At 65.5% G+C, this 25933-nt stretch carries 20 protein-coding genes; 14 read left to right on the forward strand and 6 right to left on the reverse strand.

The annotated features are described in order from the left end of the window. Positions 1–2 precede the first annotated feature (2 nt). The 5 genes from sctR to sctU are packed head-to-tail and all read right to left on the reverse strand — an operon-like array spanning position 3 to position 5966. Positions 3–653, reverse strand: coding sequence for a type III secretion system export apparatus subunit SctR (gene sctR / locus B0G74_RS37530; RefSeq protein WP_132381799.1), 651 nt, complete (start codon positions 651–653; stop codon positions 3–5). Beyond that, on the reverse strand, positions 637–2016 hold the full coding sequence (gene sctQ / locus B0G74_RS37535) for a type III secretion system cytoplasmic ring protein SctQ (protein ID WP_165924011.1): 1380 nt from the start codon (positions 2014–2016) through the stop codon (positions 637–639). The genes sctR and sctQ overlap by 17 nt, the downstream gene beginning before the upstream one ends. Continuing rightward, positions 2013–2723 carry a type III secretion system protein SctP gene (gene sctP, locus B0G74_RS37540; protein WP_132381801.1) on the reverse strand — a complete coding sequence of 237 codons (711 nt, stop codon included), beginning with the start codon at positions 2721–2723 and terminating at the stop codon, positions 2013–2015. Before sctP ends, sctQ begins: the two co-directional genes overlap by 4 nt. Before the next feature lie 10 nt (positions 2724–2733). Beyond that, entirely contained in the window at positions 2734–4839 is a 2106-nt protein-coding gene (sctV, locus tag B0G74_RS37545) for a type III secretion system export apparatus subunit SctV (RefSeq protein WP_132381803.1), read from the reverse strand. A gap of 11 nt (positions 4840–4850) precedes the next feature. Continuing rightward, positions 4851–5966, reverse strand: a complete 1116-nt coding sequence (sctU, locus tag B0G74_RS37550) for a type III secretion system export apparatus subunit SctU (protein ID WP_132381805.1) — start codon at positions 5964–5966, stop codon at positions 4851–4853. A gap of 333 nt (positions 5967–6299) precedes the next feature. Between sctU and B0G74_RS37555 the strand changes: the two genes are divergently transcribed. The 10 genes from B0G74_RS37555 to sctC all read left to right on the forward strand — a co-directional run bounded on the left by B0G74_RS37555 (position 6300) and on the right by sctC (position 16054). Continuing rightward, positions 6300–6899: an HrpB1 family type III secretion system apparatus protein gene (locus B0G74_RS37555; RefSeq protein ID WP_132381807.1), complete on the forward strand. Its 600-nt coding sequence runs from the start codon at positions 6300–6302 to the stop codon at positions 6897–6899. 14 nt (positions 6900–6913) lie between these two features. After that, positions 6914–7312 carry a type III secretion protein HrpB2 gene (locus B0G74_RS37560; RefSeq protein ID WP_132381809.1) on the forward strand — a complete coding sequence of 133 codons (399 nt, stop codon included), beginning with the start codon at positions 6914–6916 and terminating at the stop codon, positions 7310–7312. A 133-nt stretch (positions 7313–7445) separates the two neighbouring features. Next, a complete protein-coding gene (gene sctJ / locus B0G74_RS37565; protein WP_243658559.1) occupies positions 7446–8213 on the forward strand; it encodes a type III secretion inner membrane ring lipoprotein SctJ in 768 nt (255 codons plus the stop codon). Between the two features lie 18 nt (positions 8214–8231). Further along, entirely contained in the window at positions 8232–9008 is a 777-nt protein-coding gene (locus B0G74_RS37570; RefSeq protein WP_132381813.1) for a type III secretion protein HrpB4, read from the forward strand. After that, a complete protein-coding gene (gene sctL / locus B0G74_RS37575; RefSeq protein WP_132381815.1) occupies positions 8993–9787 on the forward strand; it encodes a type III secretion system stator protein SctL in 795 nt (264 codons plus the stop codon). The genes B0G74_RS37570 and sctL overlap by 16 nt, the downstream gene beginning before the upstream one ends. Further along, the gene (gene sctN, locus B0G74_RS37580; protein WP_132381817.1) at positions 9784–11133 is read left to right on the forward strand and encodes a type III secretion system ATPase SctN; all 1350 of its coding nucleotides are present in this window, start codon (positions 9784–9786) and stop codon (positions 11131–11133) included. Before sctL ends, sctN begins: the two co-directional genes overlap by 4 nt. Next, complete coding sequence (locus B0G74_RS37585; protein ID WP_132381819.1) at positions 11133–11660, forward strand: type III secretion protein HrpB7; 528 nt, start codon at positions 11133–11135, stop codon at positions 11658–11660. Before sctN ends, B0G74_RS37585 begins: the two co-directional genes overlap by 1 nt. Beyond that, positions 11657–12520 carry a type III secretion system export apparatus subunit SctT gene (gene sctT / locus B0G74_RS37590; protein ID WP_132381821.1) on the forward strand — a complete coding sequence of 288 codons (864 nt, stop codon included), beginning with the start codon at positions 11657–11659 and terminating at the stop codon, positions 12518–12520. Before B0G74_RS37585 ends, sctT begins: the two co-directional genes overlap by 4 nt. 189 nt (positions 12521–12709) lie before the next feature. Continuing rightward, complete coding sequence (locus B0G74_RS37595) at positions 12710–14185, forward strand: helix-turn-helix transcriptional regulator (protein WP_132381823.1); 1476 nt, start codon at positions 12710–12712, stop codon at positions 14183–14185. Positions 14186–14263: 78 nt separating this feature from the next. Then, the gene (sctC, locus tag B0G74_RS37600; protein ID WP_132381825.1) at positions 14264–16054 is read left to right on the forward strand and encodes a type III secretion system outer membrane ring subunit SctC; all 1791 of its coding nucleotides are present in this window, start codon (positions 14264–14266) and stop codon (positions 16052–16054) included. A gap of 110 nt (positions 16055–16164) precedes the next feature. On the opposite strand, the gene B0G74_RS37605 is transcribed toward sctC, so the two are convergent. After that, a complete protein-coding gene (locus tag B0G74_RS37605) occupies positions 16165–17232 on the reverse strand; it encodes a response regulator transcription factor (RefSeq protein ID WP_243658512.1) in 1068 nt (355 codons plus the stop codon). Positions 17233–17727: 495 nt separating this feature from the next. Between B0G74_RS37605 and B0G74_RS37610 the strand changes: the two genes are divergently transcribed. The 4 genes from B0G74_RS37610 to B0G74_RS37625 all read left to right on the forward strand — a co-directional run bounded on the left by B0G74_RS37610 (position 17728) and on the right by B0G74_RS37625 (position 25886). After that, positions 17728–18825, forward strand: coding sequence for an aromatic ring-hydroxylating dioxygenase subunit alpha (locus B0G74_RS37610; protein WP_132381827.1), 1098 nt, complete (start codon positions 17728–17730; stop codon positions 18823–18825). Beyond that, a complete protein-coding gene (gene menD / locus B0G74_RS37615) occupies positions 18825–20783 on the forward strand; it encodes a 2-succinyl-5-enolpyruvyl-6-hydroxy-3-cyclohexene-1-carboxylic-acid synthase (protein ID WP_132381829.1) in 1959 nt (652 codons plus the stop codon). Before B0G74_RS37610 ends, menD begins: the two co-directional genes overlap by 1 nt. Then, positions 20783–22144, forward strand: coding sequence for a polysaccharide pyruvyl transferase family protein (locus B0G74_RS37620; RefSeq protein ID WP_165924012.1), 1362 nt, complete (start codon positions 20783–20785; stop codon positions 22142–22144). The genes menD and B0G74_RS37620 overlap by 1 nt, the downstream gene beginning before the upstream one ends. 211 nt (positions 22145–22355) lie before the next feature. Continuing rightward, positions 22356–25886 carry a hypothetical protein gene (locus B0G74_RS37625; RefSeq protein ID WP_132381833.1) on the forward strand — a complete coding sequence of 1177 codons (3531 nt, stop codon included), beginning with the start codon at positions 22356–22358 and terminating at the stop codon, positions 25884–25886. Positions 25887–25933 lie beyond the last annotated feature (47 nt).

The raw sequence follows: 25933 nt of genomic DNA on the forward strand, positions 1-25933 counted from the left end.
CGCTATTTGTAGGACATCACGAGGCCGTGAATCAGCGTCGACCAGCCGTCCATCACCACGAACAGCAGCAGCTTGAACGGTATCGCGACGTTGGTCGGCGTGACCTGGTTCAGGCCCATTGCGAGCAGCACGTTCGCGATGATCAGATCGATCACGATGAAGGCGATGTACAGCAGAAAGCCGATCTTGAACGCGTCGGTCATTTCCGTCAGCGTGAAGGCGGGCGCGAGCACGATCAGGTCGTCTTCCTTGATCTGCGCGGCTTCTTCCTTCGGCCACACCACCGAAGCCGAGCGCAGAAAGAAGCGCTTCTCGCGCTCGTTGGTGTGCTTGACGAGAAACGCGCGGAACGGCTCGCGCGCCGCGCCGAACGCCTGTATCAGCGCCTGCGATGGTTGCGAGGCAAGTTGCTGGCCTTCGAGCGTCTTCGCGGCGAGCATGCCGATCGGCGCCATCACGTAGATGGAGACGAGAATCGCGATGCCGTTGAGCACCATGTTCGGCGGCACCTGCTGCACGCCGAGCGCATTGCGCAACAGACCCAGCACGACGACGATCTTCGCGTACGAGGTGACCACCATGGCGACGAAGGGCAGCAGGCTGATCGCGACGACGACCAGCAGCAGCCCGGTGATATCACTGAATTGGACCATGCCTGTGCGCCATGCGAATGATGCGGATACCGAGATGTTCGCCGACCGTCACCAGCTCGCCATAGCCGATGGTCTGTCCATGCGCGACGAGCCGCAACTGGGCATCCGCCACGGGAACGGGCAGTTCGAGCACATAGCCTGGGCCGAGCGCCGACAGTTGGGCGAGCGGTAGGGCCACCGTGTCGATCTCGAACTGCACCGGCAGTTCGAGTTCTCCGATCCGGATCGGATCGGCGGGATCGTCGATGGCGAGCCCGGCGTCGGCGCTCGCCGGGTCCAGCTCTTCTGACATGTTCGGCTCCTTGACGATGACGAGCGCGTGCCCGTCGATTTCCACAGCGGCGCACACGCGGGTGAGCCCAGGGGTGCCCCACGCGGCGACGGCACGCGGCCGAGCGTGAGACGCGGATGAGTCGTCCGATGCGCCGAGCAGCGCCGCATCGAGCGAAGGGAAGGCGGCGCGCAGCAGCACGTCGCCGGGTTCGAGCGCATTCAGCGTGTCGACCGGCAGGCGCTTCACGCCGAGGATCAGGCTGCCCGGCACGTCGAGGTCGGCGCTCGCGTGTGCCGACGAATCGTTCGATGCGAATGCGCCTGGTGTCGGGTTCAGCGCCTGGGTCGCGTCGGTATCGCCGCGCAATAGCCGGTCGAGCAGGTCGTAGCATGCGGGCTCGGCGAGAACGGCAGCCTGATAGCGGCGCTCGGCGAGTACGAACGAGAGCGCGACGACCGGTGGCATAGTGGCGTGGGCTTCGCTCGTGAGCTTGCGCATCGAAGCCGAAGTCGAAGCGATATCGCACAGGCGCGCCCGGCGCACGGCAACCACACGCGGATCCTTGAAGCCGGCGCCGGCGAGCCGCTCGAACAACGGCGCGAGCACGACGCCCGCGACGGCCTGCCGCAAGGCGACATCGGCGGGCGGTTTGGTGCTCAGCGCGTCGCTATCCGGCCATGCCGCGATCGACAGCGCCGGATAGGCGCGCAGATCGAGCGCCACACGCAGACCGGCTGTCGTGCCGCCGTCAACCGGGGCGAGCGTGAGTTCAATGACGCCGGGATCGGCGCAGGCGGCATCGAACGCATGGGCATCGGTCAACGCCGCGCGCCATTCGGTGATGCCGAGCGTCGCACGCAGATGATTGGCGACGCGCGTATCGCAGATCGTGCGCGTAATGCGCGCGTCGCTGTGGGACACGACCGGCATGCGGAACGGCACGATCATTCGCCGATGCGCGAGCTCCGCCGCGCCGCGCGACGGCTCGCTGACCGATGCGCGTTCACGCACCGCGCGCGGGTCGGTCACGGCTTCGTCTTCAGTCGTCGGCTCGTCGAGCGGATAGGTCATGCGCAGGGAATCTGTCACCAGACAGTGAGTTCGATTTCGCGGGCTTCACCCCACGCGCGCAGCAAGGTGTCGAGTTCTCGTTCGAGCAGTGCGCTATGTTCCAAGAGTAATTGCCGCGCCGCCGTATCCGTCGTGTCGAACCGAAGCTGCAGACTGAAACGCGAAAGCGTCAGATACAGCGTGGTGTGCGGCAACAGTTTCTGATCGAGCGGCAGTTGCACTTCCCAATTGCCTGCTTCCGCGATCGACGGATCGCCGCAGAACGCACCGATCTCGCGCGCCAGCGAGCCGAGCAGCTGCACGAAGCGCTGTTGTTGCCGATACACGGCGGACACGACCGGTTGCGCGGCATCGGCGACACGTGCGCCGATCGCGAGGCGTTCGGGCGAAAGCGTGAGTTCGGTATTTACGCCTGAGCCCGTGCTCTGTTCAGCAGCATCGTGACCGGCGTCGCCTTCGTGCGGGAAGAACGGCTGCGGCGCGGCGGGCGCCGATGCGGTCTCTGCGTCTTCATTGGCATCCGCATGACTGCCGCCTTGCGAGCCCGCGTGGGCATCGGCATCCGCGTTGTTGTTCAGCCGATGCAACGCGCGGCGGCGGCCGAGCAACGACGCGTAGTCGAAGCCGCGGCCACGTGAAGCGGAACGCGAAGCGGCGTCTTCCGGTGTGTCGTTATCCGCTTCGCCCGGAATCACACGCACGTGGCGCGAAGCGATATGCGTCATCGCCGCCGCCTCAGATCGACACGCGGCCGAGCGGCCGCAATTCGACGTGCTCGCCGAGTTCCTGATACGAATACACCGCGAGCCAGCTGAGACGCGCCTCGATCATGCGCCGCACGTAACGGCGAATATCCATCGAGGTCACGAGCGCCACGCCCTCGCGCGGCACCGCGCCGACGAAGGACTGGATCTTGTCGATCAGCAGCGCGGCTTCATCGGGCGGCAAGGCGAGAAAATTGCCGGTCGGCGTCTGTTTGATCGACTGCCGGATATGCTGCTCGACCGGCATGTCGAACAGCACCGCCGACAAGGTCCGCTCGCCGCTTGCGGCCCGATGCGCGAGAAAGCGCGAGAGATCGCCGCGTACGTACTCGGTCAGCATCAGCATGTCTTTCTCTTTCGGTCCCCACGCGATCAGACTTTCCATGATCGTGCGGACATTGCGAATCGAAATCTGTTCTTCGAGCAGACGTCGCAGCACGTCGGCGATACGCTGCGGCGGCAGCACTTTCTGCACTTCGGCGACCAGCCCCGGATAGTCACTCGCGAGCTGGTCGAGGATCCATTGCACTTCCTGAATGCCGAGAAAGAGCGGTGCGTGGCGCCGCATCAGCGCGACGCAGGCGTGTGCGATGGCCTGCTCCGCGCGCCATACGGGTGTTTTCGGCGGCACCGAGCGTTCTTCCAGCCAACGCGTCGGCGTGCCGCTCGTGTCGATCGGCGGCCCCGGCTCGCATTGCGCGACGAGCACCTCCAGCGCCTGGCTCTCTTCGCTAGTGAGCGTCACCGGTGCCGCCGAATGCGCGAGCCGGCTCGCTTCGGGCAACATCACTTTGCCGGCGGGGAGTTCAATGGTGAGTTGCGGAACGTCGTGAACGAGGATCTGGCAAGTGGACGCCGGCAATGCGGCATACGTCCACATCGTGATGCCCGGAAACGGCAGGCCGAGTTCTTCCTGAAGCCGCGCGCGTTCGGTCTCGAACGACTTGTCGAGCGCGGGCATGGTGAGCCGCGCGACGAGATCCGGCGCGATCCGCACGCCGAGCGGGCAGGTGAACTGCGGCGCACGCGCCAGAATCGCGGGCACGTCGATCTTCGCGCCCGAGCGTTGCATGGCATGCAGCGACTCGCGTTCATGGCTGCTCTGCTGTGGCTTCCTCGTGTTCAAACGCCACGCGGTAAACGCCAGTGTGCCGGCGAGCAGCAGGAACAGTGCTGCGGGAAAACCAGGCACGGCAGCGAAACCGAGCAGCAGGATGGCCGCGAAGTACAGCGCGCGCGAACTGGAACCGAGCTGGCGGCCGATCTCGTCGCCGAGCGAACCGGGCTTGGCTTGCCGCTCGTCGGCGACGCGCGTGATCATCACACCGGCTGCCACCGAGAGCAACAGCGATGGAATCTGCGACACCATCGCATCGCCCACCGAGAGAATCGAAAAACGGTTTGCCGCTTCGCCCGCGCTCATGTTGTGATATGCGACGCCGACCGCAATACCCGCCACGATATTGATCATCGTGATGATCAATCCGGCAATCGCATCGCCCTTGACGAACTTCATCGCGCCGTCCATGCCGCCATGCAACTGGCTTTCGACGGCGAGCGTCGCGCGCTTGCGGCGGGCTTCCTCGGCGGTCAGCAGATTGGCGCGCAGGTCCGCGTCGATACTCATCTGCTTGCCGGGCAGCGCGTCGAGCGTGAAGCGCGCGCCGACTTCCGCGACGCGTTCCGAACCTTTCGCGATCACGATGAACTGCACGGTCGTGATGATCACGAACACCACCAGCCCGACCACGAGATTGCCGCCCACCACGAGTTCGCCGAAGCTCTCGATAATGTGGCCCGCCTCGGCATGCAACAGAATCGACTTGGTCGACGCGATGTTCAGCGACAAGCGGTACAGCGTCGTGAACAGCAGCAGCGACGGGAACGCGGAAAGCGACACCACGTCCGGCACGTACATCGTTACCATCAGCAGCGTCACGCTGATCGTGATGTTCACGCCGAGCAGAATGTCGATCAGCGTCGGCGGCAGCGGCAGGATCATCAGCGAAATGATCGCGACGATCAGCGCGACGATACCGATTTCACCGCCGGCAGGGAGTTTCAGCGTCTTCAGCATGGTGGGTCTCGTCAATGGAGGGCGGGCGGCGGAGTCGTGGTGTGGGGCGAAGTGCCGTCGTCGGGTGCGAGTGCGCCCTCGTTGCGCCGCGCGCCGATCGATTCGACCCAGCGCAGAATGGCCGCGACCGTCTCGAACAGTTCTTCGGGAATCGGCTCGTCGAGACCGACCTTGTACAGCGCGCGCGCCACCGGCGGGTTGCCGATGATCGGCACGCCCGCATCGCGCGCCGCGCGCCGCAGCGCGGCGGCGCTCTCGTCCATGCCTTTGGCGATCACGCGCGGCAGCGGGTGTTCCTCGGGGGCGTAGCGCACCGCGACCGAATAGTGCGTGGGATTCACCACCATCATGTTGGCCATGCCCACTTTCGACTGCGGCGGCGCATTCAGCATTTCGCGCGCGAGCCGCCGCCGTTCACCCTTGATGCGCGGATCGCCTTCCTGATTCTTGTGTTCGCGTTTGACCTCGTCCTTGGACATCTTCATCTTCTTGAGGAACATGAAACTCTGCAGCTTGACGTCGGCGGCGCCGACCAGCACGAACACAGCCGCGGCCACCATGAAGACCTTGAGCAGCAGATCCCAGAACATGCGCACCAGTTCCGGCAGCGGCTGATAGAGCGAACCGACGATCAGCGGAAACAGCCACTTGATGGTCTGCCACATTACGCAGAACACGATCACCGCCTTGACGATCATCTTCGCGCACTCGATCAGCGTGCGAACCGAGAAAATCCGCTTGAGGCCCGCCATCGGGCTGACGGCTTTCGGGTCCGGCGTTACCGGCTTGGTGGCGATCTGCATGCCGACCTGGCCGATCGAGCCGGCAATCGCGGCGAGCGCCGCGATGCATACGCACGGCACGATCGCCGACAGCGCGAGGCCGCCGATCTTGTACAACTGCGTCTGCATATTGGTGAGCGAATGATCGCCGTTGACGAAGCCGGTGGCGATCGTCACCGCCTCGCGCATGGCGTCGCTGAAGTGGCTCGCGCCCGCCATCAGCAGCAGCACCACCGCCGACATCGAGATCGAATCGGTCAAATCGCTGCTGCGGGACACCTGGCCTTCCTTGCGCGCGTCCCGCAGCTTTTTCTGTGTTGGCTCTTCGGTCTTTTCGTCGCTCATGTCGGCTCGGTCGCGATGTGAGGAGGGCAGCGCCTCATAGTCCGCCTGACGATAGCGCCCGCACCCGCCTCGCGTGCCGGGCGAGGCGAAGCGGGCGCCCGCATTACGAAGCGCTTTGATTCGCCGCCGGCACGCAATCCGCACCGGGATCGCGCCGTTGACGCGCGAGCATGGACAGCGCTGTTAGGCAACCGGCACGGCTTCGCATCCGTTGCGGCCACTTCGCATTCGACGGCTTGCCGCCGCGCGGCGGTTGCTATGTTTGCGTCATCCTTCCCGACCGGCTGCGAACGGCACGGTCGACCTCAACGCTTCTGTCAGGAGCCCATCGCCATGACCGTCAGCACGCCGGATTACCTGAATTGCAGCCCCGATGTCGTCGGCGGCCTGATCGAAACCGTCTCGACCGCGTTGCTCAGCAACTTCCCGAAGGTGTCGGCCGACCCGTACGACATCGAGCTCGTGCTCGACGCGCTGCGCGTGCTGCGGCCGCGCGTCGCCGAAATCGATACGCTCGACGGCATCCTGCACATGGTGCGCGGCCATTGGGACGACGCGATTCACGTGCTGCGCCAGGTCGGCGAAAACGCACCGCGCTTCGGCTATGCGAAGGCGCTGCTCGCGTTTTGTCTGTCCGCGAAAGGCGACCCTGACTGGAAACAGTGCGCCGCCGAAGCCATGGAAAACAATCCGACGCGCGACACTCAATCGCTGGTGCGCGCGCTCGAAGCTCGCGAAGACCTGCTCAACGCGATGAAGGTCAAGCGCGCGGGCGGCCAGTTCGTCACGCCGAAGTCGTGCGAGGCGCTGGCTGAATTCGACGCGGAAACCGCCGAGGGTGCGCAGTCCGCCGAACCCGCGACCGCAGCGGCGCCCGCACCGGCCGCGGCCGCGCCGGTCGATTATGCGCACCAGTCGTTCCTGCGCGCCTGACCACGGAGCCGCCCATGACCGTCAATGCCACCACGACCGCCTTGCAGGCGTCGCTCGAGCAGATGTCGCAAAGCGCGGGCGCCGCGCCGGCCGCGCAAACCACGCCTGAACTGGCGGACAAGTTTCAGTCGCTGATGCAGAAAGGACAGATGAGCGCGCCCGCCACGCCGCAGCAGGACGGCACGGCGGTTGCCTCGAAACTGGTGGCGGCGCAGGACGCCGAGTTGCAGCACACCGTCAACGACGCGCTGCAACTCGCGCAGCAGGCGCCGACCATGTCGATGAACGAGATGAGCGCGGGCACCATCCGCATGACGCTCGAACTCGCCAGCACGCAGCTCGATCTGGAAGCGAAAATGGGCGTGGTGGATTCGTCGAAGTCGGCGATCGAAACGCTGATGAAAAACCAGTAACCCGTCATTCAACTTCGTCACGGACGCCGTCACCATGTTCGACCGATTGCCCGCTGTGCAGCCCGCCGTGCCGCCTGTCGCGCGACCGGCCCGCCGAGCCGCGCCGCTGCTCTGCGTGCTGGCGCTGTGCGTCATGCTCGGCGGCTGCAAGAAGGAGCTGTACGGCAATCTCTCCGAGCAGGATGTCAACGAGATGGTGGTCGCGCTGCTGGAACGCGGCGTGGATGCGTCCAAGGACACGTCGGACGCGGGCAAGACATGGTCGCTCGATGTCGACGACGCGCAGATGGTGCGCGCCATGGAAGTGCTGCGCGCGCGCGGTCTGCCGCACAGCAAGTTCGACGACCTCGGCGGCCTGTTCAAGAAGGACGGCCTCGTCTCGACGCCGACCGAGGAGCGCGTGCGCTTCATCTATGGGACCTCGCAGGAGTTGTCGTCGACGCTCTCGAAAATCGACGGCGTGCTGGTTGCGCGCGTGCAGATCGTGCTGCCGAATAACGATCCGCTTGCGCAGACCATCAAGCCGTCGTCGGCGGCGGTGTTCATCAAGTACCGGCGCGACTCCGATATCGGCGCGCTGGTGCCGCAGATCAAGACGCTGGTCATGCACAGCGTCGAAGGGCTCACCTACGATCAGGTCAGCGTGACCGCGGTCGCGGCGGATCCTGTCGAATACTCGCAACTGCCGCAAAGCAACAGCATGCCGGCGTGGTGGTTCGGCGTGCTGGCCGGGGTGATCGTGCTGGCCGCGACCGGGCTGCTGGTGCTCGCGCGCCGTGGCGTGATCGCCGGACGGCCCAGGAGCGGCGATGCCGCCGGCAACGCGGATGCCGCGGCCGGCGCGAGCGGGCGCTTCGCCGGATTGCTGGCGCGCTTGCGGCGTCTGCGTCCCGCGAACTGATCCGCCGACGCGGCTACGATGAACGCGCCGACCGATCTACCCTTCATGCGCGTGGCCGCGGCGCTCGATGCGTATCGCCGCAATCTCGCGAGCGCTGCCCGCTGGGCCGATCCCTCATGGAGCGCCGCGTTGCTCGGCGCGGATGCCGTGCAACTCGAAAGCTGGCGCATGGCGCTCGAACGCGCGAACAGCGCGGCGGTGGAGAGCTGTTCACACGCGCTCGCCGATGCCGCCGCTGTCAAGCTGCCAGCCTTCGCGTCCCTCACGTATAGCGCGCTCAAACCGAGGCCGTCCGGCGCGGCACAGCCGAACGCCGTGCTGCTCGACGTGCTGCCGGTGCGTCACGCGCTGCAGGTGCTGCGCATGCGCGCCCTGTCGTTCCGCCGTGCCGAAGCGCGGCGTCTGATCGACAAGCGCACCCGTTCGCAGCTTTCCGAGTGGACCGGTGTCGGCGTCGACCGTCTCACCCAGGACGCGCATCTTGCCGATGCCCCCGATATTGCGCGCCTCGCCGCGCGCGCCGCGATGCCGCCGCTGACCGCGCTGGATGCCGGCACCCTCGCCGTCGAAGGCTGCGCGTTGCTGCTGCGCGACCTGGGCCATGTGAACGGTGCGAACGGCGCCGGCGACAGTGCGCGCGTGCCGTTTCCGCTGCTGCGTCTCGCCTTGCCGCGCGTGCTGCCGACACCGGCGTGGCTCGCGTCCGTTCCCGATTCGATCGACGCGGCCGGCTCGGCGCGCCTGTTCGCGCGGCTGTCCGATCTGCTACCGGAGTTTGCATGGCTATTTGGTTGAAGCGCGCGCGCTCCGCTTTCGGCGAAAGCGACGCGCACGGCTGGTCCGCGCGCGTCGGCGTGGTCAGCGATGTGATTCCGCGCGCGACCTTCGGCGAACTGCTGTCGATCGACGAAGCCTACGCCGCGCTCGCCATCGAGCGCGAGGCCCTGCTTGCCGACGCGCGCGACGCAGCGGCGCGCATCGTCGATGCGGGTCATGCTCAGGCCGCGGAGATCGCCGCCCAGGCGCAGCGCGACTACGACACGGCCAGCGAGCAGGGCTATCGCGACGGTTGCGACCGTGCGCTCGCCGACTGGATGGAGCGTCTCGCCGATGTCGCCGACGCGCAGAACCAGTTGCAGATGCGCATGCGCGAGCGGCTCGCGCAGATCGTGGCGTCGGCGGTCGAGCAGATCGTGCGCGTCGAGCGTCACGAGGCGCTGTTCGAGCGGGCGCTCGCCACCGTCGACCGGATCGTGGAAGGCGCGACTTATCTGCGCGTGGCCGTTCATCCCGACGACTACGCCGAAGCCAAGGCCACCTTCGACCGGCTCGCCTCGCGCTGGCGCGATCTTGGCCAGCCGATCCCGCTTTCCGTGATCGCCGACAAGCGGCTCGATCCGGGCAGTTGCGTGTGCGAGTCCGACTTCGGCACGGTGGATGCGAGTCTCGACACGCAATTGCGCGCCATGCGCAGCGCGGTGTCGCGCGCGTTGAAGCGGTCCGTGGAAGAGGCCGATGCCGGCGGCGAGGAGCCCGTCACGCCCGCGGCGCCAGACGGCGAGGAAGCCGCATGAGCACGCCGTGGCTGACCCGCACGGTCGATTTCGACCGTCTCACCGACGAGATCGAGCGCGAAATCCTGGCCGTGCCGGGGGTGGCGCGGACCGGCAAAGTGCTGGAAGTGATCGGCACGCTGATCAAGGTGGCCGGGCTCGATCTGTCGCTCGGCGAGCTTTGCGAACTGCGCGCGCCGAACGGCACGCTGCTGCAACACGCCGAGGTGATCGGCTTTACGCGCGACGTCGCGTTGCTCTCGCCGTTCTCGCGCCTCGAAAACATTTCGCGTTCGACGCAGGTGATCGGGCTCGGACGTTCGCTCGCCGTGAAAGTGGGCGACATGTTGCTCGGCCGCGTGATCGACAGCCTGGGCGAACCGGTCGACGGCGGGCCGCCGATTCATTCCGACACCTTGCGGCCGATCTTCGCCGCGCCGCCCGACCCGATGAGCCGCCGCATGATCGATGCGCCATTGCCGACCGGCGTGCGCGTGGTCGACTCGATGATGACGCTCGCCGAAGGCCAGCGTATGGGCATTTTCGCACCGGCCGGCGTCGGCAAGAGCACCTTGCTCGGCATGTTCGCGCGTGGCGCGTCGTGCGACGTCAACGTGATCGCGCTGATCGGCGAACGCGGCCGCGAAGTGCGCGAATTCGTCGAGCTGATTCTCGGACCTGAAGGCATGGCGCGCTCGGTGGTGGTGTGCGCGACTTCGGATCGTTCGTCGATGGAGCGCGCCAAGGCAGCCTACGTCGCCACGGCAATCGCCGAATATTTTCGCGACCGTGGCCAGCGCGTGCTGCTGATGATGGACTCGCTCACGCGCTTTGCGCGCGCCGGCCGCGAGATTGGCCTCGCCGCCGGCGAGCCGCCGGCGCGGCGCGGCTTTCCGCCGTCCATCTTCGCCGAATTGCCGCGCCTGCTCGAACGCGCGGGCATGGGCGAAACGGGTTCGATCACCGCGCTCTATACCGTGCTCGCCGAAGACGACAGCGGCAGCGATCCGATCGCGGAAGAAGTGCGCGGGATTCTCGACGGCCACATGATCCTGTCGCGCGAAATCGCGGCGAAGAACCAGTATCCGGCGATCGACGTGCTCGGCAGTCTGTCGCGCGTGATGCCGCAAGTCGTGCCGGACGGCTACGTGCAGGCAGCCGCGCGGATTCGCGAATTGATGGCGAAGCATCGCGAAGTCGAGATGCTGCTGCAGATCGGCGAATATCAGCCCGGCACCAACGCGCTCGCCGACGAGGCGATCGCCAAGGCCGACGCGATCAAGGCGTTCCTTTCGCAGCGCACCGGCGACTATGCCGCGCCGAACGACACCGAGGCGCAACTCTACGACCTGAGCGGGCTCGGCTGATGAGCGCGGGATCGAAGGGCCTGCAGCAACGGCGCATCGTCGCGCTGGAGCGATCCTGCACGCGGCGGCGCCGTCTCGACGAGACCTTGCGCGTCACGCTCACGGCGCAGCGCGGCGCGCATGCGCCGCTCGAAGCCGCACGCGATGCGAAGGCGGCACAAGTCGCGCACGAAGCGGGCGTGCTGCAGTTCTACCAGCATCGAGTGGACGGCATGATGACGGGCACGGAAGCCTTCTCGCTCGACGACCTGAACAACTGCAGGTTGTATATCGGCGTGGTGAACGACCGGCTGCGCGTGTTCGAAACAGAACTCGCGCACGCCGAAGCCGCGGTGCAAGCGAACCTCGCCGCGATCGCGCAGACCCAGCGCGAGATCGCGTTGAATCAAGGCCGCATCGATCTATGCGGCGAGCGGATTCGCGACATCCGGCGGGTTCAGGAGAACGCCGCCAGCGACGCGAGCGACGAAGAGGCCGAGGAAACCGCGCTGGCGCGGCGCTTCCAGGCGCGCGGGGCACACGCATGAACGACATCGCATCGGCGTTGCCGCAACTCGGCTCGCTGCTGGTCGGCTATATCACGTTGATCGGCGTGTGTTCGCTGCGCCTGTTCATCGTGATGTTCATTTTTCCGCCGACCGCCGACGGTCTCCTGCAAGGCGTGGTACGCAATGCCATCGTGCTGCTGTTCAGTTCGTATGTGGCCTACGGCCAGCCTGTCGCGTTCATGCAATCGCTGCACGGCGTGCTGCTGCTCGAAGTCGGCTTGCGCGAGGCGTTGATCGGACTCGCCATCGGCTTCGCGGCTTCGGTCGTGTTCTGGGTCGCGGAAAGCGCGGGCACGTATATCGACGATCTGACCGGCTACAACAACGTGCAGATCACCAATCCCATGCGCCAGGAACAGTCGACGCCGACCGCCACCTTGCTTAGCCAGATTGCGTCCGTTGCATTCTGGGCGCTCGGCGGCATGACGTTTCTGCTCGGCACGCTGTACGAGTCGTATCACTGGTGGCCGATCATCTCGGCGGGGCCGAACGTGTCGAACATTCTCGAATCGTTCGTGCTCACGCAAACGGACTCGCTGATGCAATCGGTCGCCAAACTCGCGGCGCCGATGATGTTCATTCTGCTGCTGATCGACTTCGCCTTCGGCTTCGCCGCGAAGTCCGCTTCGAAACTCGATCTGATGACGCTCAGTCAGCCGGTCAAAGGCGCAGTCACGGTATTGATGCTCGCGCTGTTCGTCGGCATCTTCGTGGATCAGGTGCGAGACCAGGTGACGTTGCGCGGTCTCGCCGCCGAGTTTCGCGTGCTCTCCGATACGACCAAGACGCCGGCCGCGAACGATGCGCCCAATGCATCCGCGCCCGTAGCGAAGCCTTGAGGTTATGTTGAGAATGCATGCGCAACGTACCGCATTGCAACGGCCTCGCGGCAAAACTCAAACCTTCTCAAATGCGCCGCGAATATCAGATTAATTGAAACTTCGCTTGATGCGAATCGTTACATTGACTCCACCGAACGCAACGCGCGTGCCGCGTGCGACGCGTTCCTGCACTCAGAGGAGTCGCCCATGTTCTCGATGCTTTACTTCCCCGTGGTGTCCGCACTCGCGACGCCCGCACCTTGCCAACACACTCCACTGTCCGGCCGTTTCCTCGACACCTTGCTCGACGGCAAGGTGAGCGCCGCGAGCCAGCTCGCGAGCCGCTGGGCCGACGAAGCGGGTCACGCCGATGCCGCGCCGCATGCACTGCAACTGCATGCCGATCTGCAACTGATGCTGGGTATCGAAGTCGAGGCGGAGGAGAACTACCGTCGTTCGCAGAAACTGATTCGTTCGTCGAAGCATGCGATCCGCACGGCGTCCTGCCGCAATGCCGCGTGGCAGGCGTTGTTCCGTCACCGGCTCGGCACCGCGCTAGCCTGTTTTTCGCGTGTCGCGGACGAACCCGAGATCGAGCCGGCTCGCGCGGTGGAAGCGCACTTCGGGATCGTCTGCGTGCTCAATGAATTGGGCCGCACCACCGAAGCCGCCGACGCGCTCGACGATCTGTTTGAACGCGTGGAGCGCGATATCGACGATGCAGCGGGCCATTGGCACGCACTGCTTGCCACGATGCGTTTCGACCTGGCCGTGCAGATGGAAGTGCGGGCCGCGACGGCGCTGCGCGATCACGTCTACTGGCATTCGGGTTTGTCGAGCGAACACGCGCCGCGGCCGGGCCAGGGCGTTGACATGAGCGTCGACGGTCTCGCGCGCGCGGTGTTCGGTGTGCGCTCGCCATTGCTGCGCGCGCGCATCGACTATCTGCAGCAGTTGCGTCTCGCCGCCTGCGCGGATCGCGATGCGATCGGCGAATTGCAGCGTCATTTGCAATGGTCGCGCGAGCAGGGGCTCGGCGACTATCAGCGCACGCTGCGACTGGAAATCGCACTCGCGACGCTGGCGGGCGCGGCGCCGCATCTGGCCTGCTCGATTCTGGAGCCGCTGCATCAGATCGGCCGCAACGGCACCACCGGCCACCGTCAGCTCGAATACCTCTACTGCACCGCGAAAACGCGCCAGGCCGAAGGTCGCGCGCAGGAATCGCTGCAACTGTATAGCCGCTATGCGCTGGTCGCGATGCAGTGTCTGCGCGAAGACTCGCAGGCGCGCGCGCCGTTCCTGCAACGCAGCGCAAAAGCCTCGCCGCAACTCGACGATGTGGGCGCGCGCCTGCCGGCCAAGTATCGCCGCGCATACAGCTATGTGCTCGACAACCTGGACCGGCGCGATCTCTCGGTGCGCGAGGTGGCCGCGGAAATCGGCGTGACCGAACGCGCGCTGCAAAGCGCCTTCAAGAATTTCCTCGGGCTGTCGCCCACTGAATTGATCCGCCGTCAGCGCATGGAACGGATTCGCGCCGAACTCACCGACCGTTCTTATTCCAGCGATCGCGGCGTGCTAGGCGCGGCGAGCAAATGGGGCGTGCAGAACCGCTCGACGCTCGTCAACGGATATCGCAAGCAGTTTCATGAAGCGCCGTCCGAGACGCTCGAACGATAGCGCGTTCGCTGCCGCTCGCCGCGGCGGCGTGCGACTTGACTCGCGGTTTCTTTCCTTCACCTTCACTCAGTCGACTCCATGAAATCGAAGACGCTCTTCTGCGCCGCGTGGCTCGCGGCGTCCCTCACGCTGGGCGGGCTGCAACCCGCCAGCGCGGCGCCGGTGCGATGGCGCAGCAACGCGGTGCATATTGCCGTCGAAGGCAAGGACCTGAAAGACGTGCTGCGCGATTTCACCGCAAGCCAGGGCGTGGCCGCATCGATCGCGGGCAACGTTCAGGGCACGGTGACCGGCCGCTTCGACACATCGCCGCAGCGCTTTCTGGACACGCTCGCCTCGACCTTCGGCTTTGTCTGGTTCTATGACGGCAGTGTTTTGTCGATCAGCAGCGCCAACGACGTCACGCATCAGGTGATCAAGCTCGATCATGCGTCGGCCGCGGATCTGCGCGCGGCGCTGCACACCATGAGCGTCGACGACTCGCGCTTTCCGGTGGTGTACGACGAAAGCGCGGGCACGGCCATCGTCAACGGGCCGCCGCAGTATGTGCAGATGGTGAGCGAGATCGCCCGTCGTCTGGATGACAACGCGAGCCGCCGCAGCGGTTCGGTGATTCGCGTGTTCAAGCTCAAGCATGCATGGGCCGCCGATCACAAGGTGCAGATCGACGGCAACACGATCACGGTGCCGGGCGTGGCGACCGTCCTGTCGAACATGTATCACGCGAAACAGGGGAGGGGCGGTGGTGGTGGCCAGTCGCAGACTTCGATGTCGCCGAACATGCAACGCGTACCGCCGATGACCGACGTGGGTGGCGGCGACAGCGGCGGCGGCCAGGTGTACAACCCGCCGTTGCCGCCCAACATGGCGGACGGGCAGGGCGCGACGCTCGGCGGCCTGGTCGGCAATGCGCAGCCGTCCAACTACGGCAGCCCGGGCAATGTCGGCTATGCGAATGCGCCGGGCGGTTCGCCGACGAGCCCGCCGAGCGGCGGCGATCTCTCGTTGCCGATCATGCAGCCGGACCCGACCACCAACTCCGTGCTGATTCGCGATACGCCACAGCGCATCGACCAGTACGCGACGCTGATCGATCAGCTCGATACGCGGCCCAAGCTGATCGAGATCGAGGCGCACATCATCGAAATCGACGACGACGTGCTGGCGCAGATCGGGGTGGACTGGCGCGCGCACAACAGCCATCTCGACTTCCAGACCGGCACCGGCACGAATCAGCAGAACAGCTTCGCGAACGGCTCGATCAATCCGAACTTCGGCACCACGACGCTCGCCGACGGCACCACGGTCGTTTCCGCGACGCCGGTGGGCGCCTCGATTACCGCCGTGCTCGGCGACGCCGGGCGCTATCTGATGGCGCGCGTCAACGCTTTGCAGACCACCTCGAAAGCGAAGATCGATGCATCGCCGAAGGTCGCGACGCTCGACAACGTCGAAGCGGTGATGGACAACAAGACCAAGTTCTTCGTGCGCGTATCGGGCTATACGTCAGCGGATCTGTACAGCGTGTCCACGGGCGTCTCATTGCGCGTGCTGCCGATGGTGGTGCAGGAAAACGGCCAGATGCGCATCAAGCTCGAAGTGCATATCGAGGACGGTCAGCTCACCGGTCAGCAGGTCGACAACATTCCGGTGATCACCAGCAGCGAGATCAATACGCAAGCCTTTGTGGGCGAGGGGGAGAGTCTGCTGATCGCCGGCTATAGCGTGGACAACGACTCGAACGGCGTGACCGGCGTGCCGGGTCTGTCGAAGATTCCGCTCATCGGCGCGCTGTTCCGGTACAACAACGACCAGCGCTCGCATATGGAACACGTCTTTCTGTTATCGCCACGGGTGCTCGATCTGTAATCGGCATGCGCCGGAATTCGATGTGAAGGCAGGGGCAAGGGCGGTTTGAACCGCGCTTGCCCCTGCTTGCGTTCGATGCGGTGCGCGGCCTCGTTAGCCGCGCGTCAACTTTAGCGCCGGCGTGCATTGCCTCTCAATAGCGCCGCGGGCACCGAGAACGACGTCAGCGCCGGCGAAGCCTCGCTGCCTGGCAACTCCTCGCCGTGCGCCGCGAAGCTCGCGACCGGGTGCACGAGGTGCGCCGTGCCGCCGTGCCACATCGCGGCATACTGGCCCCACGGTTGCGCGTTGCGCGCGGCTTCACTGTCTTTCGCATGCACGTCCAGCGTCATGCATGGTCGGGCCGTCGGCGCGATGCATTTGCCGGCGGCTTCCTTGCGATCGATGTCGACGGCCTGGGTGATTGCCGCAATCGCATCGGCGGTTTGCGCGGCCGGCTGGATTTCGGGCAGGCCGGCGATGATCGCTTCGCTCTCCGTCTTGCCGTCGCACAACTCGACGCGATATCCGTGCGCATACATCGTGCGAAGCTGAACGCCGGATGCGCCGTTCAATCCCAGTTTCTTGCGCAGCTTGTAGATATGCTGTTCGAGCGTGCGCCCGACGATATCTTCGGTGCTGCTCCAGATTGCGCCCGCAATCTGGCGGCGGCTCACGTACTCGCCGGCGCGTGAGAACAGCAGCCACGCAATTGCGAATTCACGCACCGTCAGGCGGATTTCGCGTTCGTCGATCAAGACCGTGCCCGTGCGCCGGTCGAGACGGTAAGGGCCGAGTTCGGCCCAGTCTTCGGCTTGCACCGGCGTCGGCGACTGGAACCGGCGCAACGCCTGGTAAGTGCGGACTTCGAGTTCGCCACGGTCGATCGGCGAGAGCACGACGTCGTCGGCGCCCACTTCGAAAGCGCGCTCGATGCTGTCGCGATCGGCGAACGCGCCGATCACGATCAACGGCGCGCGGCGGTCGCCGTAGCAGGCGCGGCGCGCGAATACGGCGCGCGTCGCGTCGATGCCCGTGGCGGCGTCGACGAGGATGGCGTGATAGTCCTCGCGATAGATCGCCCGCGACAGCGCGACGTCATCGAGGAAGCGGCAGCATTCGATCGTATCGTCGCGAAAGCATTGGCAAATCAGATTGAACAGGCTGCTGCTGGTGGTCATCACGGCGAATTTCAACATGCCCTCCCGGGACAGATGCTTAAGGTTGCTTCCTGAATCGCATTGCGTGTCCCGCAAATTACGGCCCTTAAAATATCAGGGCTGTAACGAATTGTTTCGCCCCAAGATGTATTGAAATAGCATGAAAGGTCGCTAATTGGTTTGGCATGGCTTTGTTCAGGTGAATAAGCGTGCAGATCGCCGGTATTAGCCGCGAGATGCGCGGCGGTATGCAATTACGGTAGCAATTTCCGTTACCTTTTCCAATTCCGGTAAAAGAGACTTAAGCCGCCCGGAATCGCACGCGAAGCAAGGTTCGCAGCACCTTTCAGCGTTGCAAGGCATATTTACCTTTGTTGAGAATCTGGAAAGCCCAATTTAAGGAAGATGGCTTCGCGTCGCCATGAGCTTTGTTGAATCTGTGAGACGGCCGGCTAATTAGACTCGCACGTGGCGGGCGCAAAAGCGGCGCCGGGCCGTATTTCTTTCTCCGACGATTCCATTGCGAGTGCGTTCATGTCCTTTCTGTTAAACGCCTGGTATGTCGCCGCTTTCGCGCACGAGGTTCACGCCCGCAAGCCATTCGCACGCACGCTGCTCGGGCGGCCCGTGGTCTTGTATCGCGACGCCGAACAGCGCGCAGTCGTGCTCGACGATCGCTGTGCGCATCGCTTCGCGCCGTTGTCGCAAGGGCGGATCGTCGACGGCGCGCTGGAGTGTCCTTATCACGGGCTGCGCTTCAGCGCGAGCGGGCAGTGCGTCCACAATCCGCACGGCGACGGCCGGGTGCCCGCGGGCGCGAAGGTGCGCGCCTATCCGGCGCTCGAACGTTACGGTGCGATCTGGTTCTGGCCCGGCGATCCCGCGCGCGCCGACGCCGCGTTGCTGCCGCCGTTTCCGTTCGTCGATCCCGCGGTCAACATCACGCACGACGGTTATCTGCACACGCGCGCGCACTATCAGTTGAGCGCCGACAATCTGCTCGATCTGAGCCACTTCCAGTTTCTTCATCCCGACACGCTCGGCAGCGAGGCGATTGCGCGCGGCGACGTGCAGTCGGGCAATCTCGACGACATTGTCTGGGTGCGCCGCAGCGCATACGACGAAGCGTTACAGCCGTTCGTCGCGCAAGGCTTCGGCATTGCGCCCGGCACGCGCGTGGATCGCTGGATGGACGTGCGCTGGACGCCGCCCGGACTGCTGTCGATCGTGGTCGGCGTGACGGCGGCGGGCATGCCACGCGAAGCCGGGTTGATCGCGCCGTCGGCGCATTGGCTTACGCCGGAGACCGAACGCACGACGCACTACTTCTTCGCGTTCGGCTTGCCGAACGAGATGGGCGAAGCCGCGCGCGGACTCGTGCGCTATGCCGTCGAAGGACTCATGAAGCCGTTCGAATGCGAGGATCTGCCCATGCTCGAAGCGCAGCAGAACAACCTCGGCGACAACGACTTCTGGGCGATGCAGCCGGCGCTCCTGCCGATCGATGCCGGTGCGATTCGCGCGCGGCGCGTGATGGAGCGGCTGATCGCGGCCGAGCGCGGCGATCAGCCCGCGCCCGCGCGCACGATCGCGATTACGCCGGTGGCGGTTGCTTCGCGCGTGGTGGCTTGATGGCCACGATACTGGACGTTGCAACCACGGGCAGCAGCGGATTGCGTAGTGCGGCTGGGGTCGTGGAGGGCGGATCGCTCAACGCGGTGTGGGTCGAATGCATCGTCGAAATGCTGAGCGCGGCCGGTGTGCGTCATGCGGTGCTGTGCCCCGGTGGACGTGCGAGCGCCATGTGCCTCGCATTCGACGCGCATCCGCGCATGGCCGTCGAGATGGTGTGCACCGATGAACGCAGCGGCGCTTTCGTCGCACTCGGCCTGGCGAAGGCGAGCGGTTCGCCGGTGGCGCTCGTCACGACGTCCGGCTCGGCGATTGCGAACGTGCTGCCTGCGCTGACCGAAGCGGACGCCGCCGACGTGCCGCTCGTCGTGCTCACCTGCGACCGTCCGCGAGCGTTGCGCGGTGCGGGCTTTGGACAGATGGCCGATCATCTCGGCGCGACGCGCGCGTTCGTGCGCGCGCAGGCGGATCTGGCCGATCCGGTCGATTCGGCGCACGCGATGTCACAGGCGCGCGGTGCGCTGGCAGTTGCGCTTGCCGCAATGGTCGAGGGCGTTGCGGATCGCGAGGGCACGTTGTCGCGCGCCGATGCGCATCCGCCCGCACGGCGGCCGACGCGCGGGCCGGTGCATGTGAATGTGCCGCTGGCGGGCGTCTACGATGCGGTGGAGACGCAGCCGGTTTCGGTGGAAACGGTGCGTGCCGCGCGCGCGCCGATGGCGTCGTGCGAAACCGCCGTCTCTTCGCAAGCTCATACGCCCGATACGCGCGCGGTCCAAATAGTCGAGCGCATCATGGCGCGCGTGTGCGCGAAGCGCGGCGCCCGTCCGCTCGACGACGGCCTGGACGGCCTGATCGTGGTCGGCCCCGAACCCGGCGTGCCGCTCGACGCCATTTTCGCGTTGGCGGCCGCGACCGGTTTTCCCGTGCTCGCCGATGCCGGCAGCGGCTTGCGGTCGGGGCCCGCAGCGCTGGCTCCGCAAGCGGCGTCGCGTGGCGCGGCGGGTGCGTTGATCGTCAACGCGTTCGATGTGTTCGGCGGCGCCGCGCGGCTCGCCGCGGCGCGCGCGGAATTGATCGTGCGCTTCGGCCTCGCGCCGGTGATGCCGGTGCTGCACGCGTACCTCGAAACGCAGGCCGACGTGCCCACCATCAAGATCGCGCCTTGCAGCGTGGCGCATGACTATCTGCATCAGGCGCTCGATCCGCGCGACGTGTTGGCGGCGCCTTCAGTGGGTGCGTTGTGTAAGCTCGCCGAAGCGCTGTGCCGTATTGCTCCACCTCCACGCGCCACACCCGTCGCCTTCTCCTGGCGCGACCGCTGGGCGAGCGTCGCGAGTTACGGCGCACGCGAGCGTCGCGCTTGTGTCGCGTCGCTCGAATGGGGCGAAGTGGCGGCGGTTCATCGCGTGCTGGCGGCGCCGGGTTTTGCCTTCGTCCATCTCGGCAATTCCATGTCGATGCGGCATGCCGATATCGGCTACGACGTGCGCGCGATACGACAGGACGTGTATGTCAACCGCGGCGTGAGCGGCATCGACGGCACGCTGTCGACCTTCATCGGCGAGGCGCTCGCAAGGCGCGATGCCGGCTTGCTGTTGCTCGGCGATCAGGCTCTGGTCCACGATCTGGCGGCGTTGGCGAGCGCGCAGCGCTTGAGCACACCGGCCTGCGTCTGCGTGATCGACAACGGCGGCGGCGCGATTTTCGACTTCTTGCCGATTGCGCAGGCGCCGGCGTATCGGCGCACGATCCGCAATCCGTACCGCCTCGACATCGGCGCGCTGGCGCAGGCTTTTGGGTTGGCGCATCGGCGTGTCGAGACACGTGACGCACTCGACCATGCGCTCGCCGAAGCCGCCGCTCACGCGGGCGTGACGCTCGTCGAAGTCGCCGTCGAACCGCATTCCGGCGCGATGCAGATGCATCAGCTTGCACAGGCACTGGGAGCGGCATGATGGATTGGGGCATCGTCGAGAGTCCGCTGGAGCGTTCGCTCGCGGCGTTGAACCGCTATGCCAGTGCAAGCGCACCGGACGAAGTCTTTCTCGACGACATGCAGCAGCGCATCGGCGCCGCGCGTCGCGCGCCCGATCGCAACGGCTCGCGTGCGCGGGGTGACGCGCCGCGCGTCCTATTACTCGGCTACAGCGGCGCGGGCAACACCGGCGCCGATCTGCGCACGATCGAGACGATCGCGCAACTGCGACGCCTGCTTGCGCCGCGTGAGCCCCGCATCACGCTGTTCGCGCTCGGCGACTGTTTCGATCATCCGCTATTGGCCGGCACCCCGCGTCTTACGCCGGCGCTCCCTTATTTACCCGATGCGCTCGACGCCGCAGTGCGTGACGCCGATCTCGTGCTGAACGTGGAAGGCTCGACTTATACCTCGAAGTTTTCCGATTCGCTGGCGGGCGTGCTGATCGGCGGGATCGCGCTCGCCCATGCGCATGAGCGGCCGGCGATTGCCTATGGTGTCGACAGCGGCAGGATGAGTGTTGCGCTCACCCGCTTCGTCGAGCGTAACGCCGAGGCCGGCGAGATCATCTGCCGCAACGAGGCTGCGCGCGCGCAACTCGCTTCGCTCGGCGTGCGCACGCATGCGGGCGCCGATACGGCGTGGACCTATCGGGCGCCGCCTGAAGCAGGCAACGTGGCGCAAGGTGCGCGTCGCGTCGCACTGTGTCCGAACAATCCGTTCTGGTGGCCGGTGCATGCCGACGCCGGGCGGGCCCGCGAACTCGACGCGCGCGGTGAGGCCTCGCCGTTTCGTTATGGGCCGCTGCACTTCCACACTTGGGACGCGGCGCGCGCCGAAGCCTATCACGCGTATCTCGACCGCTTCGCGCGGATCGCCATCGAATTGAAGGCGCAGGGCTATACGCCGGTGCTGGTGGGCATGGAGCAACTCGATCGCAGCGTGTGCGCCGATCTGGCGGCGCGTGTGCCGTGCGCCATCGACACCGTCGCGCGCGGCCCGCATACGCTCGACAAAGTGGCCGCCACGGTCGCGCATGCCACGTGCGTGGTGACGACGCGCTATCACGCGGCGGTGCTGGCGATGTCGCACGGCGTGCCGGTGTTCGGCCTTTCGATGGACACGCGCATCGAGCGCTTGCTGAGCGAAGCGGGCTGCGCGCAATGGAGCGCGGCATGCGATCACGAAGACGGCGCCGATGCCGCGCTCGAAGCAATCGCATCGCTGCGTAACGGCGAGGTGCGCACCGCGCTGATCGCTGCTTACGATGATTACGCGCGAATACAACGCGACCGTTTCGACGCGATGGGCGAGAGATTGCGCGTCGTGCTCGGGGGTTGAGCGCGATTTCATGCCCTTGCATCTTGCACGTTTGCGTGTGATCAATGCGACCAGCAAGCACTTCATGCGGGCTGCATGGAAATAATCCGGCCTCTGTCATCAGCGTGACAGAAACTTCGTTTTGCCGTTCGGCAGTTCCGGTTTGTCGCGGATCGCGGTGCCCCTTTCCGATGTACTAATGGATCGAGCCCCGAAAATCCCGGAGAACGCCATGTCCACACCGTCGATTCCAAGCTCTCATCACGGGGGGCACGTGCCGGGCGAGAACAACGGCGAGCACGGCTCGAATGATCCCGCCACGCAATCCTCTTCTTCAACGACACCGACGCCGACCGGCGAAGGCAATGCCCAATTGTCCAGGCTCGGCAAGCTGAATGCGAAGCTGTCGGGCGTGGCCAGGCGCACGGGCGAGGGCGTCGCGTCGATCGAGTCGCCGCTCGGCTCGACCGCATCCGGCGGCTATCTGGGTTGGGGCGCGAATAATACGGTGTCGTCCGGCGGCGGGGTGGCGAGCGCGTCCGGCCACGTCTCGGAAGGCACGAAAACGGTCGCCGAAGTCACGGGTGCCCTTGGCGCGGTGCCGCAGGCACTGGATATCGTCTCCACCGCAGTCGGCACGGCGCATAAGGCTTTCACCTTGTCGAAACATGCGCAGGCAGTGAGCACCACGGAAAAGGGCACGCTCGAAGGGGATGAAGCGCGGCGCGTGCTGCCCCAAAGCAAGGGCAATCTCGGACGAGCCGTGCCCGGCGCGATCCGCGATGTCGGACTCGGTTCGCTGAATATGGCGAGCCGCATGCAATCGGTGGCGCATCCGGGCACGTCGCTGTATGGCAAGCCGCCCCATCCGGTGAACGCGGACGGCGGCCTCGCCGTCGCCTCCGGTGCGATGTATGTGGCGGCCGGCGCACTGCAGAGCAGAAAAGTCGATCGCGGCGTGCAGCGTACTCATGCGTTCGGCGCCGCGCTCAACCATCCCGCGAGCGCGCGCGAGGACACGACGAGCGAGACGATGCAGGCGCTCGACGATTTGCACAGCAGGCGCGATATCGACCCGAACGTCTATTCGATCTTGCGTCAGCGCAGCGAAGGCGACGTGCGGAAATTCGTGGAGAATTTCGACGCGCTAGGTCCCGACGGACAGCGGGCGTTGAACAAGACGCTGCATTTCGCGGGCGAGCAGAACAAGCTCAATGTGCTGAACTTCGCCCGCAAGACGAATCTGAACACGGCGAGCACGCGCCGCGCGATTCGCGAGGACGTGATCGATGCGTTCATCAAGTCCGATCTGAATCAGGGCGGAGCCAACGCGGCGCTGGAGCAAGCCGGAACCAGCGCGGCGGCGGAGGAGGGCGGAACCGGTACGGTGAGCGAGCATGGCGGGGCCGGCGCGGTGGCGGACCCGGCGCGAATCAACGCGGTACTCGACGAGATGAAGACGGTCAGGAAAGAGTCGCGCGGCAGGCGCGTCGGCCCGGACCTGAGCACGTTACCCGACGAACTCAAGACCGGCGAGCTCGACAAGAACGCCTTGTCGGCCATCGCCCGTTCAGGCAATCCGCAGGCCTTTCTGGCCCGCTACCAGAACCTGTCCGCCGCCGACAAGACGCGCGTGCGCGACACGCTGCACTTCGACTCGTGGCGTTTCTGGAGAAGCGATGCCACCTTGCCCACGACGAGATATCAGCGCAGCGATATCCGCGTGGCGCTGGTGAAGCATTTCTCCGACGGCGCGACAATCGAGCGGCTGCAAACGCTCAAGCGACGCTACAACGCGAAGGTCGTGCCGTTGAAGGCGAGCGGCATACCGGCGCAAACCGCCGAGCCGCCCGAGATGCTGAAGCATCACGTGACGGCATACCAGGGGCTCAACCTCGATAACCTCAAGGAAGAAAAGCGCCACGCCAAGGTGCAGATCGCGTACGGCGGAGTGAACATGGCGATGGGCGTCGCCGAACTCGCCGTCAATCCCGTGGCCGCCGCGACTGCCGGACAGCTGAGCGCGTCGCGCGCGGTGCTGAGTCCGGTGTATCTGATCTATGCGGGCCGCCGCGGCATCGTCAGCTATATCACGCAAAAGAACGCGCGGCCGATCGACTCGAAGATGCACGAGGAAGCGCTAATGCGCGCGATGCCACGTCTGCGTGAAAGAATCGAAACAGGCGGCGCGCCGACGAAGGATCTGAAGAACCGCGACATGTTTCTGCGCGGCGAACTGAAGCTCAGCGAAGCGGATATCCGGAAGCTCAACGCACTGGAGTTGAGCGGCAACCATGCGGGCGCGCGGGAGTTTCTCGCGGCAAAGCATCCCGAGAATAACGTATTGATCGCGCTGCGCAAGCTGGCCGATGAACGCGGCGGGGTGAGCTCGGAGTTTCATCGCAACGAGGCGCGCAAGCTGATCGACGACGAGGCTCAGACATACGACTCCGACGAGTTGCGAGCTATCGCCGACGGCTCGAATCCGGATGAGTCGTTTGCCGCACTCAAGACCCACTTTCTCGAGCATGCGGCTTACCGGCCCGACACGGCGATCAGAACGTTATCCGAACAATTGTCCGCGGGTACGGTGAAGGGCGAGGTGGGTTTCGACAAAGCCCCATACCAGGGCAGAAATCCCGACGACATCGCCACGGAGTTCAGAACGCGCTTTGCGCAGGACAATCCGCCGTTCGCGATCCGGCAGTTTGTCGCGAGCTGGCGGGCGGGCGGCGAGGGCGGCGTGCAGGCGCGGAACATGTTGCGCGATTGCCGCTTCACCGAAAAGGACATCGCCACCCTCAATGACATGCCGGAGAAAGACGCGTGCAAGTGGCTCGAAGGTCATCTGTTCGGTGAGAACGTGCGGCGACGTTTTTCCACGGTCGCGCTCGACCAGCCGGGCCGCAATCGCGCGGCGAATGCGGCCCGGCATGTGCAGCTCGAACCGTCGGACGCAGCCGAGCCTTTGCAGTGGCGCAGTCATTTCGAAGAGGCCGGCGTCGACGTGATCGACAACCCCGGCACGCCGGGCCTCGATTCGATGTTGTACGCGCTGCATCAGAATTTCTCGGGTAAAAGCGACGCGTCTTCGAGCACGATGCATAAGCAGGTGATGCAGGCGCGCGAGGCGGTGATCGGAGAGTTGCGCAGACAGCGGACCGAAGCCGAGGCGGGGAATCAGAGTCAAGCCGAAGGTGAGGGCGAAGCCAGCCATGCTCGGCCGCTGCTGCCTGTCGATGTGGCGCGTGACGCGGAGACTATCGTGAACGTCGCGGCGGGCGTTTTTGGCAAGCCGGGTGCGACGGTCGCGCTTGTCGATACGGCGGCTGGACAGGGGCTTCGGCGTATTGGCGGCACGGGTGGCGCCCATGCGCCAATTGGCGCCGTGGTGTGCTACGACAGTCAGTCCAAGCGCACTTTCACGCTGCACGGCGGCAAGACTGACTTGGGGAACGCGCTGGGTCGTGCGCCTTCGAGAAGCGGAAGCGTCGCATCGTCGGGGGCGGGCAATGTTTTGCCGTCGAACAACGCTAGCGCATCGACGTCGAATAACACGGCGGCATCGGCTAACGTTATCGCGCCGGCAGTGAGCGCGGCAGAGGCATCGACGCCGGACAACACCACGACCTCGACATCCACGACGACTACACCTTCATCTTCCCCGCGCGCCAGCACCGAAAGCAATGGCCCACCGCAATTGCCGCCCATCGAGCCTGTAGGCGGCTTCCTGGGAGAAGTCCTCGGCAGGATGAACGAGTAGTCTCGCTCGAGCGGGGCCGCATTGCGGACCCGCGTGTCAACGCAACA

The organism is Paraburkholderia sp. BL9I2N2, assembly GCF_004339745.1.
Classification (GTDB): domain Bacteria; phylum Pseudomonadota; class Gammaproteobacteria; order Burkholderiales; family Burkholderiaceae; genus Paraburkholderia.

What these genes read in the sequence shown, in the direction of transcription:
- B0G74_RS37625 (WP_132381833.1), top strand. Translation starts at nt 22,356, where the DNA reads ATGTCCACACCGTCGATTCCAAGCTCTCATCACGGGGGGCACGTGCCG.
- B0G74_RS37610 (WP_132381827.1), top strand. Translation starts at nt 17,728, where the DNA reads ATGTCCTTTCTGTTAAACGCCTGGTATGTCGCCGCTTTCGCGCACGAG.
- sctV (WP_132381803.1), bottom strand. Translation starts at nt 4,839, where the DNA reads ATGCTGAAGACGCTGAAACTCCCTGCCGGCGGTGAAATCGGTATCGTC.
- sctR (WP_132381799.1), bottom strand. Translation starts at nt 653, where the DNA reads ATGGTCCAATTCAGTGATATCACCGGGCTGCTGCTGGTCGTCGTCGCG.
- B0G74_RS37595 (WP_132381823.1), top strand. Translation starts at nt 12,710, where the DNA reads ATGTTCTCGATGCTTTACTTCCCCGTGGTGTCCGCACTCGCGACGCCC.
- B0G74_RS37605 (WP_243658512.1), bottom strand. Translation starts at nt 17,232, where the DNA reads ATGTTGAAATTCGCCGTGATGACCACCAGCAGCAGCCTGTTCAATCTG.
- B0G74_RS37570 (WP_132381813.1), top strand. Translation starts at nt 8,232, where the DNA reads ATGAACGCGCCGACCGATCTACCCTTCATGCGCGTGGCCGCGGCGCTC.
- sctT (WP_132381821.1), top strand. Translation starts at nt 11,657, where the DNA reads ATGAACGACATCGCATCGGCGTTGCCGCAACTCGGCTCGCTGCTGGTC.
- sctN (WP_132381817.1), top strand. Translation starts at nt 9,784, where the DNA reads ATGAGCACGCCGTGGCTGACCCGCACGGTCGATTTCGACCGTCTCACC.
- sctU (WP_132381805.1), bottom strand. Translation starts at nt 5,966, where the DNA reads ATGAGCGACGAAAAGACCGAAGAGCCAACACAGAAAAAGCTGCGGGAC.
- sctL (WP_132381815.1), top strand. Translation starts at nt 8,993, where the DNA reads ATGGCTATTTGGTTGAAGCGCGCGCGCTCCGCTTTCGGCGAAAGCGAC.
- B0G74_RS37585 (WP_132381819.1), top strand. Translation starts at nt 11,133, where the DNA reads ATGAGCGCGGGATCGAAGGGCCTGCAGCAACGGCGCATCGTCGCGCTG.
- sctJ (WP_243658559.1), top strand. Translation starts at nt 7,446, where the DNA reads ATGCTCGGCGGCTGCAAGAAGGAGCTGTACGGCAATCTCTCCGAGCAG.
- sctP (WP_132381801.1), bottom strand. Translation starts at nt 2,723, where the DNA reads ATGACGCATATCGCTTCGCGCCACGTGCGTGTGATTCCGGGCGAAGCG.
- B0G74_RS37560 (WP_132381809.1), top strand. Translation starts at nt 6,914, where the DNA reads ATGACCGTCAATGCCACCACGACCGCCTTGCAGGCGTCGCTCGAGCAG.
- menD (WP_132381829.1), top strand. Translation starts at nt 18,825, where the DNA reads ATGGCCACGATACTGGACGTTGCAACCACGGGCAGCAGCGGATTGCGT.
- B0G74_RS37555 (WP_132381807.1), top strand. Translation starts at nt 6,300, where the DNA reads ATGACCGTCAGCACGCCGGATTACCTGAATTGCAGCCCCGATGTCGTC.
- sctC (WP_132381825.1), top strand. Translation starts at nt 14,264, where the DNA reads ATGAAATCGAAGACGCTCTTCTGCGCCGCGTGGCTCGCGGCGTCCCTC.
- B0G74_RS37620 (WP_165924012.1), top strand. Translation starts at nt 20,783, where the DNA reads ATGGATTGGGGCATCGTCGAGAGTCCGCTGGAGCGTTCGCTCGCGGCG.